15 protein-coding genes and 1 pseudogene are annotated in these 16,228 nt (G+C 65.2%); 10 read left to right on the forward strand and 6 right to left on the reverse strand.

Features of this window, described 5'->3' with window-relative positions:
• On the reverse strand, positions 1–1,668 hold the full coding sequence (locus ACLFKU_RS17725) for an ATP-binding domain-containing protein (RefSeq protein WP_410849920.1): 1,668 nt from the start codon (positions 1,666–1,668) through the stop codon (positions 1–3).
• A gap of 239 nt (positions 1,669–1,907) precedes the next feature.
• Between ACLFKU_RS17725 and ACLFKU_RS17730 the strand changes: the two genes are divergently transcribed.
• Together ACLFKU_RS17730 and ACLFKU_RS17735 are read left to right on the forward strand one after the other, a co-directional pair.
• Positions 1,908–2,534 (forward strand): glutathione S-transferase family protein, encoded by a 627-nt coding sequence (locus ACLFKU_RS17730; protein ID WP_410849921.1) that lies wholly within the window; start codon positions 1,908–1,910, stop codon positions 2,532–2,534.
• A gap of 105 nt (positions 2,535–2,639) precedes the next feature.
• Entirely contained in the window at positions 2,640–3,221 is a 582-nt protein-coding gene (locus ACLFKU_RS17735) for a Fur family transcriptional regulator (protein ID WP_410849922.1), read from the forward strand.
• 156 nt (positions 3,222–3,377) lie between these two features.
• On the opposite strand, the gene ACLFKU_RS17740 is transcribed toward ACLFKU_RS17735, so the two are convergent.
• On the reverse strand, positions 3,378–3,890 hold the full coding sequence (locus ACLFKU_RS17740; RefSeq protein WP_410849923.1) for a response regulator: 513 nt from the start codon (positions 3,888–3,890) through the stop codon (positions 3,378–3,380).
• A 547-nt stretch (positions 3,891–4,437) separates the two neighbouring features.
• Between ACLFKU_RS17740 and ACLFKU_RS17745 the strand changes: the two genes are divergently transcribed.
• Entirely contained in the window at positions 4,438–5,169 is a 732-nt protein-coding gene (locus ACLFKU_RS17745; protein WP_410849924.1) for a ribonuclease activity regulator RraA, read from the forward strand.
• 48 nt (positions 5,170–5,217) lie between these two features.
• Here ACLFKU_RS17745 and ACLFKU_RS17750 read toward each other — a convergent pair whose 3' ends face one another.
• Complete coding sequence (locus tag ACLFKU_RS17750; RefSeq protein ID WP_410849925.1) at positions 5,218–6,030, reverse strand: TetR/AcrR family transcriptional regulator; 813 nt, start codon at positions 6,028–6,030, stop codon at positions 5,218–5,220.
• Positions 6,031–6,105: 75 nt separating this feature from the next.
• On the opposite strand from ACLFKU_RS17750, the gene ACLFKU_RS17755 reads away from it, so the two are divergent.
• The 3 genes from ACLFKU_RS17755 to ACLFKU_RS17765 all read left to right on the forward strand — a co-directional run bounded on the left by ACLFKU_RS17755 (position 6,106) and on the right by ACLFKU_RS17765 (position 10,546).
• A complete protein-coding gene (locus ACLFKU_RS17755) occupies positions 6,106–7,653 on the forward strand; it encodes an MDR family MFS transporter (protein WP_410849926.1) in 1,548 nt (515 codons plus the stop codon).
• Between the two features lie 420 nt (positions 7,654–8,073).
• On the forward strand, positions 8,074–9,216 hold the full coding sequence (locus tag ACLFKU_RS17760) for a hypothetical protein (protein WP_410849927.1): 1,143 nt from the start codon (positions 8,074–8,076) through the stop codon (positions 9,214–9,216).
• A gap of 256 nt (positions 9,217–9,472) precedes the next feature.
• On the forward strand, positions 9,473–10,546 hold the full coding sequence (locus ACLFKU_RS17765) for a TAXI family TRAP transporter solute-binding subunit (protein ID WP_176105722.1): 1,074 nt from the start codon (positions 9,473–9,475) through the stop codon (positions 10,544–10,546).
• A gap of 44 nt (positions 10,547–10,590) precedes the next feature.
• Here ACLFKU_RS17765 and ACLFKU_RS17770 read toward each other — a convergent pair whose 3' ends face one another.
• Entirely contained in the window at positions 10,591–12,030 is a 1,440-nt protein-coding gene (locus ACLFKU_RS17770) for a PLP-dependent aminotransferase family protein (protein ID WP_410849928.1), read from the reverse strand.
• Between the two features lie 110 nt (positions 12,031–12,140).
• On the opposite strand from ACLFKU_RS17770, the gene ACLFKU_RS17775 reads away from it, so the two are divergent.
• The 3 genes from ACLFKU_RS17775 (at position 12,141) to ACLFKU_RS17785 (ending at position 14,714) form a co-directional block, all read left to right on the forward strand.
• Complete coding sequence (locus tag ACLFKU_RS17775) at positions 12,141–13,028, forward strand: DMT family transporter (RefSeq protein WP_410849929.1); 888 nt, start codon at positions 12,141–12,143, stop codon at positions 13,026–13,028.
• 119 nt (positions 13,029–13,147) lie between these two features.
• Positions 13,148–14,056, forward strand: a complete 909-nt coding sequence (sapR, locus tag ACLFKU_RS17780; RefSeq protein WP_410849930.1) for a sap1 transcriptional regulator SapR — start codon at positions 13,148–13,150, stop codon at positions 14,054–14,056.
• Between the two features lie 76 nt (positions 14,057–14,132).
• On the forward strand, positions 14,133–14,714 hold the full coding sequence (locus ACLFKU_RS17785) for a GNAT family N-acetyltransferase (protein WP_410849931.1): 582 nt from the start codon (positions 14,133–14,135) through the stop codon (positions 14,712–14,714).
• 48 nt (positions 14,715–14,762) lie between these two features.
• Here the strand turns inward: ACLFKU_RS17785 and ACLFKU_RS17790 are convergent, their stop codons facing one another.
• The gene (locus ACLFKU_RS17790; RefSeq protein WP_410849932.1) at positions 14,763–15,317 is read right to left on the reverse strand and encodes a putative glycolipid-binding domain-containing protein; all 555 of its coding nucleotides are present in this window, start codon (positions 15,315–15,317) and stop codon (positions 14,763–14,765) included.
• A gap of 90 nt (positions 15,318–15,407) precedes the next feature.
• Positions 15,408–15,620, reverse strand: a complete 213-nt coding sequence (locus tag ACLFKU_RS17795; protein WP_410849975.1) for a hypothetical protein — start codon at positions 15,618–15,620, stop codon at positions 15,408–15,410.
• Between ACLFKU_RS17795 and ACLFKU_RS17800 the strand changes: the two are divergent.
• Positions 15,565–16,228 (forward strand): annotated as a pseudogene (locus ACLFKU_RS17800) (urea transporter); the annotation flags it as partial. The gene ACLFKU_RS17795 and the pseudogene ACLFKU_RS17800 overlap by 56 nt on opposite strands.

Genomic DNA, 16,228 nt, shown 5'->3' on the forward strand with positions numbered 1-16,228 from the left:
CTACTTGTCCTTCCCCTCGCGCAACTGCAAATGCCTTGCGGCCCGCTGCGACGCGACGACGATCAGCTTCATCGTCGCGCGCGTCGCGCCGACGAACAGCTTGCGCGCGACGCGTTCGTCGAACGCGTCGAAGTCGATCTCGGTGAAGATCACGCACGGCGCCGCCTGCCCCTTGAAGCGGTAGATCGACTCGAACAGCACGTCGCCGTCGCGATACTCCGGGTTGCCGAACAGATCAAATTTGCCGGTGAAGCTGCGCAGCCGATGCGGTCCGAGATGATCGAGCGCGCTCATCGCCGAACCGTCCCTGCCGCGGAACGACAGCACCACGATGTCCTGCTTGCGAAAGCCGAGCCCGAGCGCGTGGGTGATCGCGCGCTTGGTCGCGTCGATGCTGCTTTCGGCGGCCTGCGCTTCGTCGTAGACCGACACCGAAACGTCGGAGCCGTCGAACGGACTGCCCGACGCGAGCGCCGCGGCAAGCGGCACCGACGAGCCGATCACGTCGCGCAGATAGTCGAGGATGTCACGCGGACTGCGGTAATTGGTGGTCTCCTTCAGCGTGGCCCAGCCGGGTAACGACACCGGCTCGCGCATGTACAGATTCTGCAGCGGGTCTTCGAGCCACCACCATGCGCCGCCCGGCCGCAGCAGCCGCTCGAGCGAGGTAATCCACGACTGCTGGAAATCCTGCCCTTCATCGACGATCAGCACGTCGAACTGCCAGCGCGGTTCGATCGGCGTGTCGGCGAATCCGGCCTCCAGCTGATCGAACACCTGCGCGGATTCGAAATCGGGCGCGCGGCCCGCGTCGCGCATGATCCAGTCGCACAGCTGGTGATAGTTCGCGACCTTCGCCTCCGGCGGCGCAACCCGCGCGATGTGATCGGCGAGCGGCCGGTTGAAGCACACGTACAACGGCCGCTCGCCGCGCGCGACCGCGTCCTTCATCACCTGCACCGCGAGTTGCGTCTTGCCGGAGCCCGCCGTGCCGACCACGCGCAAACGGAACGGCGCGAATTCGAGCCGCCGGGCCCACGTGGCGAGTCCGCCCGACAGGCGCGTGACGAGCGTGCCCGCCTGGCCGACGAGCGCGCTCGTGTCGGGTGCCAGCGCGAGTTCGTCGGCAAGAAAGTGATGGATTTTCGATGCACTGGGAAGCCGCGGCTCATCGGCCGGCAGCGCTTCGCGGATGATCGCCGCGAGCCGTTCGCGCCGCGTCGCGTCGACGATGCGCGCGGGATTCACGCCGGCGATCGCCGCATCCTTGACGATGTGATCGGGACAGTACAGCAGTTCCTCGATGAAATAGGTGCCGGCGCCGAACGCCGCGGTAAAACGCCGGTGCAGACTTTCGATCGTATGCGCGAGCGCAATCGCGACGTTGCGCTCGGTCTGCAGATACACCTTGACGAGCCCCTTCGGGGTTTCGCGCAGAAAGCCGGTCTTCTGCTCGATGATCATCAGACGCCCGGCGGGACTCACGATCACGAAGTCGGCTTCGCCGAATACCGAGAAGTTCTGGTTCAGGCGAGTCCAATGCACACCGTGATAGACGGTGTAATCGTCGGGCAGTGCGTGTTCGAGCAGCGCGAGCGTTTCGCGTTCGCGCGCCGCCGCGCCGGTCGCTTCGAGGCTCTTCCAGTCGTCGGGAACAATGCGGGCCATGCGGTGCCTTATTGGGTACGGATGCGTGAGTCCACGCGTGTCGGCTCAGTGCGCAATTCGGGGTGCGGTCATTGTACGCAACGCGGTGGCGGGCGTCGCATCCGCGAGGCTGCGTGCCGCCTCGCGCGGAGGGGCGCCTTTCGGATGCCGCGCAAAGCTTCGCGCATCGTGTATCGTAACTGGCTGAACGCCGCGCGCGAGGCGCGGCTTGCCAACCGTAACAGAAAAGGATTTACCGGATGATTACGATCTGGGGACGTACCAATTCAGTCAACGTCCAGAAAGTTTTGTGGTGCTGCGACGAACTCGTACTGCCATTCGACCGCATCGACGCGGGCCTGCAATTCGGCCGCAACAACGAACCCGACTATCTCGCGATGAATCCGACCGGCAAGATCCCGACGCTGGTCGACGACGACTTCGTGCTGTGGGAATCCAACTCGATCCTGCGCTATCTGGCGATGCAATACGGCGAATCGAGCCTGCTGTATCCGGCCGAGCCGAAACTGCGCGCGCGCATCGACCGCTGGCTGGACTGGTCGCTGTCGACGCTGCAGCCGGTGGAACGTCCGGTGTTCTGGTCGCTCGTGCGCACGCCGGAGGCCGAGCGCGACACCGCCAAACTCGCGGCCGACGTGCAGGCGGTCACCGTGCTGTGGCGCCTGCTCGACACGCATCTGCAGGGCCGCTTCTTTCTCGAAGGCGACAAGTTCACGCTCGCCGATATCGTGATCGGCGCGTACGCGAAGCGCTGGTTCGGCCTCGACGGTTTGCAGCGGCCGCCGCTGCCGAGTCTGGAGCGCTGGTATTCGCGTCTAACCACGCGCACCGGGTTCAAGAAGTACGTGGATTTTCCGTTGACCTGAACGGCCGGTTCATCGGCGACTTCGTGATCGCCGCCCGCGCGCCTGTGCCCCGCCCATCTCGCGACCGACGCGGCGGCCCACCGCGCATGCCTCTATAATCGACGCATGAAAACCGCCAAGCCCGCCGCAACCGGCCATCCGGTCACTCCCGCGCCTGCCGCCACCGCCGCCGATGCGCACGATCATCATGTGCATCACGACGTGCATCAGCCGTCGCAGGAAGCGGCTCTCGCACTGGCCGAGGAATATTGCCGCGAGCGCGGCGAAAAACTCACGCCGATCCGGCGCAAGGTACTCGAACTCCTGCTGAACTCGGGACGCGCGACCAAGGCCTATTCGCTGCTCGACGAAATGCGCCAGATTCACCCGGGCTCGGCGCCGCCAACCGTCTATCGCGCGTTGGATTTTTTGCTGTCGGCGGGACTCGTGCATCGGATCGAGTCGATCAATGCGTTCACCGTCTGCCATGATCTGACGCAATGCCAGCACGGCATTCTCGTCGTATGCCAGCAATGCGGCAGCGTCACCGAGCTGCATCAACCCAAGCTGCGCCAGGCGCTCATCGCGCAGATCGAAGACGCGGGCTATCGGCTCGCGAGCGACGAAATCGAGTTGAAGGGTCTCTGTGCGGCCTGTCAGGCGGCCGCAATGGCTGGCGAAGCCGCGCCGGTGGCCGCGGCCAAATAGCGGCGCGCTACGCGTCGGGTGCGCAACGCGGTGTGATGCGCCGCGAAGCGTCGATGGCCGTGCGCTGCTCCGCGAAACGACGTCTTCCCGCCGCGCGCCGGCCTGCTACTATTCACTTCCACGAAAGCCCGTTGCGAGCCCGTTGCGAAGCGGCGATCACCCCGCCGCGCGGGCGTCGATCGCGTCGCGCAGCAACGTCACGAGCGCTTCGGGTAACGCGGGTTTGGTCATGAAATGCTGGAAGCCTTCGCCGATGCTGCGCAGGCGGTAGGCGTCGTCGGTGTGGCCGGTCAGCGCCACCGCCACCGCGGGCGAATGGCCGCCGCAAATCTCGTGGTCGCGAAGCCGCTGGATCAGATAGAAGCCATCCATGGTCGGCAAGTCGAGGTCGCAGACGACCGCGTCGGGAAGCAACTCCATCGCCGCCACGACACCCTCTTCCGCATCGGCGACCGCGCATACCTTCGCGCCTTCCGCCTCGAGTAGCAAGGTCAACGATTCCCGGCTGTCGGGGTCGTCCTCTACAAGCACGATCGTGGTCTGATCGAGCCTCATTGCTGCATTCATCGTATGTTGTTGCTCTGGAAAACCGGTTAGGCCATCGGAAGTGGCCAATGTTTCACTCTGCTGATTGCCGCCGATTTGCGCGGCCGAGGTGTTGCTGTCCATGGTTCCGACTCGATTTCGCACGCCGAGTTGCAGACAGGTCCGCGATTGTAAAACATTGCTGAGCACCTTCCCGAGTACAACGCGTGCGCACGGTAACGCGCCAAAATTGCACGTCGATGAAAAAACGGCGCTCGACGCATGCCGCGATTTAGCTGCTGAGTGTCCGCAGTTTTTCCGCGGCTCGCCGATTGCCGGCACCCGATGTTCCGGCGCGGTTCGCACGAACCCCGTTCGTGCGGCCTTCTCCGCCCGGTATCGATTCTGTCCTTCGTATTGTTTGCGCGACGCGGCGCTGTCGTTCGTGTTGCGCCGCTCGCACCCGACGACTCTGCAAGCATGTCGCGTGCCTCGCTGCAGCGGTTCGCGTCACGTGAAGAGGGGCCGGTCGCGCGTGCCGATGACACAAAGATGTATTGGCGCTTACCCGCTAACCGTTGGCGCCGCGGCGCTATCATCGTGGGCGCGCATGCGCGGCATGCTGCGGTTCGCGGCTGCCCGCACGCATCTATTGATGTCTCTTCATCTCAACCCGAGGTCACCCGACACCATGTCCGCCACATCGCCCGCGCTTTGCACCGCGACGCTCGAGATCCTTCGTCACGTCAGCACCGCCACGCTGACCACGCAGTTGTTCAAGCGCGGTCTGCGCAATACCTTCATGCAGGGCGTCGCACCGCTCGCTCCGCGCCGCGGCGCGAATCTGGTTGGGCCGGCGTTCACGCTGCGCAATATCCCATCGCGCGAAGACATCGACGTGCTGGAGCTATTCGCGGACCCTGACTACGCGCAACGCAAATGCGTCGAGACCATTCCGCCGGGCCATGTGCTCGTGCAGGATTGCCGCGGCGAGCGCGGCAGCGCGTCGTTCGGATCGATTCTGTCGCTGCGTTTGCAGGTGCGCGGCGTGGCCGGCATGGTGTCCGACGGCCCGGTGCGCGACAGCGCGACGATCGCCGCGCTCGACATGCCGGTGTTTTGCGCCGGCGCGAGCGCGCCGCCCAATCTGATCCGCCATCACGCGATCGACATCAACGTGCCGATCGGCTGTGGCGGCGTCGCGGTGTTTCCAGGTGACGTGATCGTCGGCGATGGGGACGGGGTCGTCGTGATTCCGCTGAAGATGGCCGACGAGGTCGCGCAGGCCGCGGCCGAGCAGGAACGGCTCGAAGCGTTTCTGACCGAAAGGATTCGCGCCGGCGCCGTGCTGCCCGGCACCTATCCGCCGAACGACGAGACGAAGGCGGCGTTCGACGAGTGGAAGAAAAACCGCAAAATCTAGGGTCTTTTGAACGGACACGGCGACCGATGTGTCACACCGGCCGCCGGTTCAAGCGCCCTTGCCGGGCCCGATGCCCTGCACCAGCAACGCCACCGCGTGCCGTGCGATCTCCGCGCCGCCGATATTGCGGCGCAATGGATCATTACGCCACAGCTTCGACGTGGCGAGCGGCAGAATCGTCATGCCGAGCAGCGTGACGAACACGAGCGCGGGTTCGAGCGATGCATTCAGACGGCCCTCCTTCTGCCAGCGCGCGATCGCCAGCAGCGACTCCTTCTGATGCGCGAAACCGAAACGCTCATGCATGCGCTGGCGCAGCAGTCCGCCGTCGCTGATCACTTCGCGAATCCATAGCGATGCGAACCACGGGTTATCGCTCGCGATCTGCACGAGCCGCTCGGTCAGTTGCGTGATCGCCGCGACAGGATCGTCGGGATGTTCCTGGAACGGCAGACCGAGGCTCGCGCGCAACGGCGCGAAACACTCGTCGATCAGTACGTCGAGCAGTTGATCGCGTGTCTTGAAGTAGTAGTGCACCATCGCGGGCGTGAAGCCGGCCTCGCGGGCGATCTCACCGAGCGATGTCTCGACGATGCCCTGCCTTGCAAACAGCGTCAGCGCAGCGTCGAGCAAGCGCGCGCGCTGCTCGGGGCCGCGCGCGGCGCCCGTCGGCCGGCCGGGGCGGCGGGCGGGCGTCCCGCTTGGCGCGACACTTGCGGGATTCGCGGTTTGCGTATCCGCTTGTGTCCCCTCGAGTTTGGACTTCGACGCGCCCCGCTCTTTCGCGGCAATCCGCGCGGATGGCCCCGCATCTGTCACGGCGTGGTCCGCCGCGGCGTCATCAGATGAGATCCTTGTCATTGCATTGAATTTGACGTGAGAGGCGATGTCGCATATATTAATCTTTCGGTTAATTAATTTCAACGCGTTGCCACCATGGAACAACCTGCTACGACCCTGTCCGCCGACTCCGCGCCCGAGGAATCCCGCCCAGCCGCAGCCTCGGCCGCAGGCGCAGCCGATCATCCGCCGATCCGGCTGCTGTTTCCGGCGCTGCTGCTGGTCATGCTGCTCGCCGCGCTCGACCAGACGATCGTGTCGACCGCGCTGCCCACCATCGTCGGCGATCTGGGCGGGCTCAATAACCTGTCCTGGGTCGTGACCGCCTACCTGCTCAGCTCGACGATCGTCGTGCCGCTGTACGGCAAGTTCGGCGACCTGTTCGGCCGCAAGATCGTTCTACAGACGGCGATCGTCATCTTTCTCGTTGGCTCGGCGCTGTGCGGCATCGCGCAAAACATGAGCCAACTGATCGTGCTGCGCGCGCTGCAAGGCCTTGGCGGCGGCGGCCTGCTCGTCGTGACGATGGCGGCGATCGCGGACGTGATTCCGCCCGCTGAGCGTGGCCGCTATCAGGGCGTGTTCGGCGGCATCTTCGGTCTCGCGACCGTCATCGGTCCGCTGCTCGGCGGTTTTCTGGTCGAGCATCTGACCTGGCGCTGGATCTTCTACATCAACCTGCCGCTCGGCATCCTGTCGCTGATCGTGATCGGCGCGGTGTTCAAGCCGCACGTGCGCCACGTCAAGCACACGATCGACTACATGGGCGCCGCGTTTCTCGCCGGCGCGCTGACCTGCATCATCCTGTTCACGAGCCAGGGCGGCACGATTCTGCCGTGGACCTCGCCGCAACTATGGTTCACGCTCGGCATGGGCCTCGTAGCGATCTGGGGCTTCATTCACGAAGAGCGCAGCGCGGTCGAACCGATCATGCCGCTCGGACTGTTCAAGCAACGCACGTTTCTGATCAGCAGCCTCGTGAGCTTCATCATCGGCGTATCGCTGTTCGGCTCCGTGACGTTCATTCCGCTCTATCTGCAGGTGGTGAAGGGCTCCACGCCGTCGCAAGCCGGCATGCAGATGCTGCCGATGATGGGCGGCCTGTTCATCCTGTCGATGGTGACGGGCCGCCTGATCAGCAAGATCGGCAAGTATCGGCTGTTCCCGATCATGGGCACGTTCCTCGTCTCGGTGGCGATGCTGCTGCTCGCGCGTCTGCAGATCGATACGCCGATTCATGTGATGTATCTGTACATGGGTCTGCTCGGCTGCGGCCTCGGCATGGTGATGCAGGTGCTGGTCCTCGCGGTCCAGAACACCGTCGAGTTCAAGCATATGGGGGTGGCGACGTCCGGCGTCACGCTGTTTCGCTCGATCGGCGGCTCGATCGGCGTGGCCGGTTTCGGCGCGGTGTTTTCGAACGGACTCGCCGCACGCCTCGAAAAGTTGATCCCGTCCGATACCGAACTTCCGCAGGCCCTGGGTCCCGCCGCGATTCATCAGCTACCCGAAGCATTGCGCAACGACTATCTGCATGCGTTCGCTGGCGCGTTGCATACCGTGTATCTGTCGGCCGCCTGCGTCGTGGTGCTCGCGTTCGCGCTGGCGTGGCTGCTGAAGGATCATCCGTTGCGCAAGCACTGAGCGTTCTTCTACGCCTGGTCCGGATGCTGATGCAAACGCTTACCGGCAAGTATCCAATAGCCGGGTGATCACGAGGCCGCACGCGCAACGCGTCGGCCTCGTTGTTTTTTTGTCGCGCTCACTACTTGTGGCGCGCAGCGTGCATTTGTCGTGAAACAACAGACACATATATGCGTTTCGAGCGTATCGCCGAAGTTTCTTCATACCTCCGAATGAGCGGTAGCGCACACAATCCAGGGGCCTACCGCGTTGACGTCCCCCGTGAAACATCACATATTGGAAACCGTGGAAACGCAGGCGCGGCCTACGTCTCCGCGACCTCCGGCGCATGTGGATCGTGATTCCGCGGACAAGGCTCCTGCCTCAACACGATCCGGAGCATGCCTTTACGGCATCGTTTTCCAAAGGTGGGTCCACGGCATGTCCACCCAGACAGCAACCGGCCAAAGTTTCCCCACGCCCTGCAAACGCTGCGGTGGCGCACTGTACCGACAAGTCGACGCCTGCCCCTACTGTGGCGCTGCGCATCCGTTCGAGCAGGACGATCCGCACATCCGCACCGGTATTCCAGGCAGCCGCGCGAGCGCCACGCACAAGCCGCTGCCTCGCTTCGACGACGAGCTCGGCACACGGGATGAGCCCGTCATCGCCTCTGCCGCGATGGCGTCCGAATCTCTGTTGCAGAGCGAGCCGATCATGCACACGGCGCTCGTGTCGACCGACACCGCTATCCCGCCTTACGAAGATCCGATGTACGCGCCAAGCAACACCGCGCAGACGATCTGGCGCGTGCTATATGTGATCGGCGCGGTCATCGCGATCGGCCTGGCGTATATCGCTTATACGTTATTCAGCGACGGTGGCGAGTCGGAAGATAAAGGCGTCGAGCAGATTACTCAGGATGCCCGCACAACGACGACCGGCATGATCGCGCCACTTGCGTCCGCACCGGTGATTGCTCAAGCGCAGACCGCGCACGCGCCGGCCGCGACCAGGCCTGCGCCACCGCCCGTGACCGAACTGGCGGCGAAGCCCGCGCCCGTCGTGCCCGCGGTTCCCGTCATTCCAGCGACACCGGCTGCGCCGCCTGTCACGCCGCCGCTGGCCGCGACGCCCGTGCGGCCCGCGACGCAATTGCACGACGCCGCTCAGGCGCTGCAGATCGCGAGGACCGCGTTCCGCGCCAACGACCTGTCCGCCGCGCAGGCCGCTCTCACTGCCGCGCAAACGTTTCAACCGGGAAACAGCGACGCGCAGGTTCTGGCCGATCAGATGCGGCCGCTGGTCCAGCGTCGCGATACTGCGCTGCAGGCCGCGCAGGTCTGCGTCGCGCAGCAGTCGTGGCCGTGCGCACGTCAGCACGCGAACGAGGCGCTCGCGATCGACAGCAGCAACGACGCGGCGAAAGTGATCCTCGAGCGCGTGATCCGCGAGACCGGCTGGGCGCCGCTGACTCCGCCGCATGCGGCGACGGACGCCGCGCCGGGCGCGCCGCTCGCGCAGGCACAACTGCAGGTACCGCTGCCCGCCGGCATGCTGCAGGCGACGTCGCGGAGCAACTAGTGCTCACGCGCGACGCGACCCTCCGCTCAGGGTCGCGGAGACGCAAGCGACTGCGCCGTCGCGCGAAAGCATTGCTTCGCATACCAGATCAGATGGTCGCCGTCTGTGCCGTTTCGCACATAATCGTGCGCTCTCTGAGCGGCAACAGACGGAGCGGCCCTGGCAGCAGTTTGAACATGACATGGCAACCGGATCACTGGTGCTTCCACGCGCCACGCGTGAAGCGGGATCAACCTGACCGATAGGTAGAAAGACCATGCTGAAGAGACTTCTCGCAGGCTGGCTGGGGCTGGTGGTACTGGTCGTATGTTCGCTGGCCGGCGCCGAACCCGCGCACTACAAAATCGTCACCGGACCGGAGCGCGGCACCTATATCCAGATCGGCAACGACCTGTCGAAATGGGTGGCCCAGCCGGTCGGTATCGACCTCGAAGTGGTGGCGTCGAAAGGCTCGGCCGAAAACGTGCAGCGCATGCGTTTCGAGCCCGGCGTGAAGCTCGCGCTCGTGCAGTCCGACGTGTACCAGGCGTTCATCGATATGGCCAACACGGGCAACCCCGATGCGGGCACGACGATCCGGCCGCTGCGACTGATCATGCCGCTCTACGACGAGGAAATTAATGTCGTCGTGCGGGCGGATTCGCCGCTGAAGACGCTCGCCGACATCAAGGACAAGACCATCAGCGTCGGTCTGCTAGGCAGCGGCACCGCGCAGTCGGCGACGACGCTCTACCGCCTGATGTTCGGCCAGCCGATTCCCGAGCAGAACGTCGTGCATCTGAGCAACGAGGACGCGCTCGCCGCGCTGATCGTGAAGAAGATCGACGTCGCGATCATCGTGGTCGGGCAGCCGGCAAATCTGTTCACCAGCATGAAGCCCGACCTGCTGTCGCAACTGCGTCTGTTGCCCGCCGATCCCAACGCGCCGGAGACGAACCGCGCAAAACAAACCTACTTTCCGACGACGATCCGCCAGAGCAGCTACCCAGGCTGGTTGAAGGAAGACGTGCCGGGCCTCACGGTCAAAGCGTTTCTGGTCACCTACGACTATGGCTTGCGCGACACCGTCAGCAATCTGAATCATTTCGCCGACTCGTTGTGCGCGAACTTCGACAATCTGCAGGAGCACGGCCATCCGAAATGGAAACAGGTGAAGCTCGAATTGCCGACGCTCGTACGCGGATGGAAGTATTACGGTCCGGTCGAGAAGCACCTGCGCGCGTGTCTCGCGAACCGCACCGCGGCGATGAGCGCGGCGGCCGCGCAACCCGCGCCGAAACCGCACACGCCCTGCTCGGAACAGGAGCGGATGCTTCTGCTGTGCAAATAACGCCGTAGCAAGGACCGCGCGCGCCTGATTCGATTCAGTTCGTTTCAGACGCGCTCGCGCCCCGCGTCGGCCGACAGCGCGCACGCATCCATCGCCCGTTGCAATGCCTCGTACACCTTCGGTCGATTGCATTGCGACACGTTGAAACGCAGAAAACCCGCCGCCGCTTGCGACGCGCTGAACACATTGCCCGGCGCGAGCACGACGCCCGCCGTCAACGCATGACGGGCGATGTCGGCGGCATCGAGCGCCCCGGGCAAGCGCGCCCACACGAACAGGCCCGCACGCGGCCGTGTCCAGATATCGAGGCCCGCATAGCCGAGACGCCTGATGGTCTCTCCCATCGCATCGGCCAGCTTCGCGCGCATTGCCTCGAGGTGACGCCGATAGGTACCGTCGACCAGCATCCGATGCACAACGCTCGCCGCGAGCTGACCATTGCCGAACGATGTCGCGAGCTTCAGATCGATCAGCGGTTCGACCCATTCGGCCCGCGCGGCGATATAGCCGCAGCGCACCGCCGCCGATAGCGTCTTCGAAAAGCTGCCGATCGACACGACGCGCGAGAGCCCGTCGAACGCGGCGAGGCGCGGCGCAGGTTCGTCTTCGAAGTCCGCGAAGATGTCGTCCTCGACGATCAGCAGATCGTGCTCGCCCGCGAGCTTCAGCAGCCGATGCGCGACGGCCGGCGCGAGCGTCGCGCCGGTCGGATTGTGGATCGCCGAGTTCGTCACGTAAAGCCGCGGACGCTGCTCGATCAGAACGCGCTCGAACGCCGCGAGATCCGGCCCCTGCGGCGTGTACGGCACGCTCGCGATCCGCACGCGATGCGCGCGCAGCAACGCCTGAAAATTGAAGTAGCACGGATCGTCGATCAACACCGTGTCGCCGGGTTCGAGCAGGAAGCGGCACACGAGATCGAGCGCATGAGTGCCGCCGTCGGTCAGCAGGATCTGCTCGGGCGGCGCATCGACGCCGTGCGCAGACAGCCGCCACGCAAGCTGCTGACGCAGCGCGGGCAAGCCGGCCGGGCTCGCGTAGTCGGCGAGCAGTGACTGCGGATCACGGGCGACCGCACGCAGCGCGCGCCGCACGCCATCTTCCGGCAGCCACGAAGCCGGCATCCAGCCGCAGCCTGGCTTCAGCGCTTTCGAGCCGGTTTCCAGCGACTGCCGCGTGAGCCACAGCGGATCGACCTCGCGATCGAGTCGCGGTCCGAGATCGGCGAGCGCGAGCGGCGGCGCATGGCCCGACACGAAGAAGCCGGAGCCGCGCCGCGCGACGATCACGCCTTCCGCGACGAGACGGTCGTAGGCTTCCACCACGGTCGACTTCGACACGCCGAGCGTGTCGGTCATCGCGCGAATCGACGGCACGCGCGCGCCCGGCATCAGCGAGCGGCTCGCGATGCGCTCGCGCAGATTGTCCATCACGAGGCCGACGCGCGTGCCCGGCACCGTCTCGTTGTTGTCGCTTTGCGCCATCTGTACTGCTCCATGTTCAGTACAGTTCGTGCAAACTGTACTGATCTGTAGCTTAACGTTTACGGCCGCGGCGCGCATCATGTGACTTTTTCAGCGCAGGGATGTTCGCAATGGACAAGACCACCAACGGCTGGCTCAGCGGTTTCACGGGCGTGCTGATTTTCAGCGGCTCGCTGCCGGCCACGCGGCTGGCCGTGCAGGGACTCGATCCGGTCTTTCTGACCGTGGCGCGCGCGACGATCGCGGGCGTTCTCGGTCTTCTACTGTTGCTAGTGTTCCGCGAGACGCGGCCGCAGCGCCGCGATCTGCTGCCGCTCGTGGTGGTCGCGCTCGGCGTCGTGGTCGGCTTTCCGTTGCTGACCGCGCTGGCGCTGCGGCATGTGAGCGCCGCGCATGCGGTCGTGTTCATCGGTTTGCTGCCGCTCGCCACCGCGATCTTCGGCGTGCTGCGCGGCGGCGAGCGGCCGCAGCCCGCGTTCTGGCTGTTCTCGGCGCTCGGCAGCGCGGCGGTGGCCGCGTTCGCGCTGCGGCACGGCATCGACGCGTCGCCGTTCGGCGACGCGCTGATGCTCGCGGCGATCATCGTGTGCGGGCTCGGTTACGCGGAAGGCGCGCGGCTGTCGCGTCACCTCGGCGGCTGGCAGGTGATTTCGTGGGCGCTCGTGCTGTCGCTGCCATTGATGCTGCCGCTCGCCTGGTGGACGCGGCCCGTGTCGTTCGACGGTGTCGGCGCCGCCGCGCTGTGGGGACTCGCGTACGTGTCGCTATTCAGCATGCTGATCGGCTTCGTGTTCTGGTATCGAGGACTCGCGCTCGGCGGGATCGCGGCGGTCGGACAACTGCAGTTGCTGCAGCCGTTTTTCGGGCTGCTGCTCGCCGGCGTGCTGCTGCACGAACAGGTCCCGCCGTCGATGATCATCGTCACCGTGATCGTGGTCGCCTGCGTGGCCGGCGCTCGGCATTTTTCGCGCGCGGCGCCGGCGCGGCGGGCGGTCTGACGCGGCTCGACCAGCGCACGGCAAACCGTCTTTTTTCAGGATCGAATGACGCGAGTCGTGGGTCGATATGTCATCATTTCGCAGATTGGCACAACCAGCGCCTTGCGCCGCGACTGACGATGACGACCGCTTTTGCCCAAACCGTCGAAGCCCGTTTTTCCGAACTCACGCCGACGTCTAAACGCGTCGCCAGCTATATGCTCGCGAATCTCGACCGGCTCGGCCTCGAGACCGCCGACCAGATCGCGCAGCAGGCCGGCACCAGCGGCATTTCGGTCGGCCGCTTCCTGCGCAGCGTCGGTTATCGCAATCTCGACGATCTGAAACGCGAGCTGCGCGGCACGCAGCAGCGCCCCTGGCTGATCACGGACCGGCTCGACGCGTTCCGCCGTGGCCCGAGCGACAGCACCCAAACCCGTGAGCCGCATGAACCGGGCGTCGCTAACGGCGCCTCGCCGGGCGACGCGGCGCTCGCCCAATCGCTCGAACTCGAAATCGGTGCGATCCAGCATGTATACGAGCTCGCGCGCTCGCCGGCCTTTGCGCGCGTCGCCGAGCGCATCGCGAACGCCGATGCGGTCTACATCCTCGGCATCCAGTCGACGCGCGGTATCAGCAACGCGTTCTACAGCTACCTCGAATACATCCGCCCGCGCGTGTTCTATTCGGATGGCATGTCGGGTTCCTACGTCGATTCGCTGAACTCGGAATTCAACACACCGTATCTGATCGTCACCGACACGCGCGCCTATTCGACCATCGCACGACGCTATTGCCAGGCGGCCTCGCGACGCGGGCTGCCGTTCGCGCTCGTCACCGATATCTACTGTCCGTGGGCGCGCGATTTCGACGGCGACCTGCTGCAGGTGAAGACCGACGTCGGTCAGTTCTGGGATTCGCTCGCGCCGCTGACGTCCCTGTTCAATCTGCTGATCTCGGCGGTCGTCGAACGGCGCGGACCGGCTATCGACGAACGCGTGGCGCGCAATCGCGAGTTGCAAAGCGAGTTCGATCAATTCGATTTTTGACCCGCTTCAAATCCGCACCGGCGACAGGCATAGTCAAAGCTTCCGTCAAACTGAGCCGGCCACGACCGGACCACGCATGAGTTCAACCCGCCCTGCGCTTGACGTCCCGCTGATCCGCGACGCCACCGAAGCCGACCTTCCCGCGATTCAGGCGATCTATGCGCACCATGTGCTGACCGGTGTCGCGTCGTTCGAAGAAACCCCGCCGTCTGTCGACGACCTGCGCGCGCGGCTCGCAAGCGTGCGCAGCCACGGACTGCCGTATATCGTCGCAGAGATCGACGGCGACGTCGCCGGCTATTGCTATGCGACGCCGTATCGCCCGCGCGCCGCCTATCGCAACACGATCGAAGACTCGATCTACGTGAACGACGCATATCGCGGACGCGGCATCGGACGCTTGCTGCTGCAGGAGCTGATCGATCGTTGCGAGACCGGACCGTGGCGTCAGATGATCGCGGTGATCGCCGATGGCGGCAGCGGCGGCTCATTGTCGTTACATACGCAGCTCGGCTTCGAGCTGACCGGCACGTTGAAGGCGGTGGGCTACAAGCACGGCCGCTGGCTCGACACGACGCTGATGCAACGCACGCTCGGCCGCGGAGCGTCGACCGGGCCCGACGACGTTTCAAACGCCGCAGGCGGCACGCACGGGTAGGCCGCCGCGCGCACGACGCGGCGTGAGCGCGACAGCGAAAGGCTAAACCTAACGCGCGCGCGGCAAACGCGCGAACAAGGTCGGATAGTCGATCACGAGGCCATCGCTATCCACGCGCATATTGGCGGTGAACTCGCGAAAAATGCCTTCATAGCGGTACTCGCCATTCAACTCGATGCACGTGTATGCCTGCTCGGCGCGCGTAACCTGCAAGTCGGGCGTCGAGATGTACGCGACTTCGATCGGTTGACGTTCGCCCTCGGCCAGTTGCAGCCGGCGGATCGGCAACGTATTCGTGTACGGCGTCGCGGCGATATCGATATCGATACAGCCCTCGATCGCACTCAGCGCGAGGCCGTGCCCGTCGTGCCAATGGCCTTCGCCATCGCCATGCAATTCCAGCTCGCCGCCGCCAACGATCTTCAGGTGCGCGTAGCGCGTGCGCCAGCGCGCGTCGCAGCGCACCGAGTAATGCAGCCCGTAGGTTTTGCCGTAGCGCTGCCCTATCACGACGCTTTCCACGGCGAAGCCGTCGTCGCGCGCATCGAATACCAGATGTTCGATGCCGTCGCCCTCTTCCGAGGCCCATCGTAATTCACGCATCGGTGTCTCCTCGCGAAACGGCGCAGTGGGCGCGCCGGCCTTTCATCGTAGCGCGAAAGTCCGCGCGCGAGTCAATCCCGACCCAGGCGCTTACGGCCGGCAAATAGCCAGTATCAACGCGCGAGATGCCTGAGTGTTGGCCGCTCGACTATGCTCGCGGTTTGTCGTGACTCCGAACCCGCCGCCGATGCACGCCGCCGCGACCGATGCGCCCTCTTCCTCGCTCAGCGCCCCGCTGCGCACGCTGCTGCGCAGCTTCGGCCAGATCGTGCTGCAATCGAACGCCGCGACCGGCGCGTGCATGCTCGGCGCGTGGCTGGTGAGCGAGCCGCGTCTCGTGCGCCGCGCTGCTCGGCGCGATCGCGGCCAACGTCAGCGCGGTGCTCGCCGGTTCGGCCGACGCCGACCTGCGCGCTGGCCTGCTCGGCTTCAACGGCGCGCTGGCGAGCCTCGCCGCGTTCAGCTTCATCGGCGATCCGGCGCGCGCGTCGGCCGTCGCGATTCTTGCGGCGACGGCCACCGCGTGGCTGCTGCGACCGTGGTGGCATTGTTTGCGCGTGCGTCGGTTCGGCTATCTGTCGAGTCCGTGCCTGATCGTCACGTGGCTATGGTTGCCGCTGATCGCGAGCCGTTCCTTGTCAGCGGGTCCCCATGCCGCTCATCCGCTCGACGTGATGCGGTTCGTCAGCGGCGTGCTCGCGGGCGTTGCGCAGACCGGCTTCGCGGCGGACGCGCCAGCGGGTGTGCTGGTGCTGCTCGGGATTGCCGCCGCCTCGCGAAGACACGCGCTGTATGCGCTGGGCGGCGCGACCTTGGCCAGTGCTGCGCATCTGTTGCTCGGCGCGAGCGTTGCCTCATTCGACGCCGGCCTGTCAGGATTCAACGGCGCGCTGACCGCGCTCGCGCTAGCT

Source organism: Paraburkholderia sp. EG304 (assembly GCF_046543485.1).
Taxonomy (GTDB): Bacteria; Pseudomonadota; Gammaproteobacteria; order Burkholderiales; family Burkholderiaceae; genus Paraburkholderia; species Paraburkholderia youngii.

Excerpts from the sequence above, each read along its gene's own strand:
- ACLFKU_RS17790 (WP_410849932.1), bottom strand. The coding sequence starts at position 15,317 with ATGCGTGAATTACGATGGGCCTCGGAAGAGGGCGACGGCATCGAACAT.
- ACLFKU_RS17725 (WP_410849920.1), bottom strand. The coding sequence starts at position 1,668 with ATGGCCCGCATTGTTCCCGACGACTGGAAGAGCCTCGAAGCGACCGGC.
- ACLFKU_RS17745 (WP_410849924.1), top strand. The coding sequence starts at position 4,438 with ATGTCCGCCACATCGCCCGCGCTTTGCACCGCGACGCTCGAGATCCTT.
- ACLFKU_RS17765 (WP_176105722.1), top strand. The coding sequence starts at position 9,473 with ATGCTGAAGAGACTTCTCGCAGGCTGGCTGGGGCTGGTGGTACTGGTC.
- ACLFKU_RS17760 (WP_410849927.1), top strand. The coding sequence starts at position 8,074 with ATGTCCACCCAGACAGCAACCGGCCAAAGTTTCCCCACGCCCTGCAAA.
- ACLFKU_RS17785 (WP_410849931.1), top strand. The coding sequence starts at position 14,133 with ATGAGTTCAACCCGCCCTGCGCTTGACGTCCCGCTGATCCGCGACGCC.
- ACLFKU_RS17750 (WP_410849925.1), bottom strand. The coding sequence starts at position 6,030 with ATGACAAGGATCTCATCTGATGACGCCGCGGCGGACCACGCCGTGACA.
- ACLFKU_RS17775 (WP_410849929.1), top strand. The coding sequence starts at position 12,141 with ATGGACAAGACCACCAACGGCTGGCTCAGCGGTTTCACGGGCGTGCTG.
- ACLFKU_RS17730 (WP_410849921.1), top strand. The coding sequence starts at position 1,908 with ATGATTACGATCTGGGGACGTACCAATTCAGTCAACGTCCAGAAAGTT.
- ACLFKU_RS17770 (WP_410849928.1), bottom strand. The coding sequence starts at position 12,030 with ATGGCGCAAAGCGACAACAACGAGACGGTGCCGGGCACGCGCGTCGGC.
- sapR (WP_410849930.1), top strand. The coding sequence starts at position 13,148 with ATGACGACCGCTTTTGCCCAAACCGTCGAAGCCCGTTTTTCCGAACTC.
- ACLFKU_RS17740 (WP_410849923.1), bottom strand. The coding sequence starts at position 3,890 with ATGGACAGCAACACCTCGGCCGCGCAAATCGGCGGCAATCAGCAGAGT.
- ACLFKU_RS17735 (WP_410849922.1), top strand. The coding sequence starts at position 2,640 with ATGAAAACCGCCAAGCCCGCCGCAACCGGCCATCCGGTCACTCCCGCG.
- ACLFKU_RS17755 (WP_410849926.1), top strand. The coding sequence starts at position 6,106 with ATGGAACAACCTGCTACGACCCTGTCCGCCGACTCCGCGCCCGAGGAA.
- ACLFKU_RS17795 (WP_410849975.1), bottom strand. The coding sequence starts at position 15,620 with ATGCACGCGCCGGTCGCGGCGTTCGATTGCAGCACGATCTGGCCGAAG.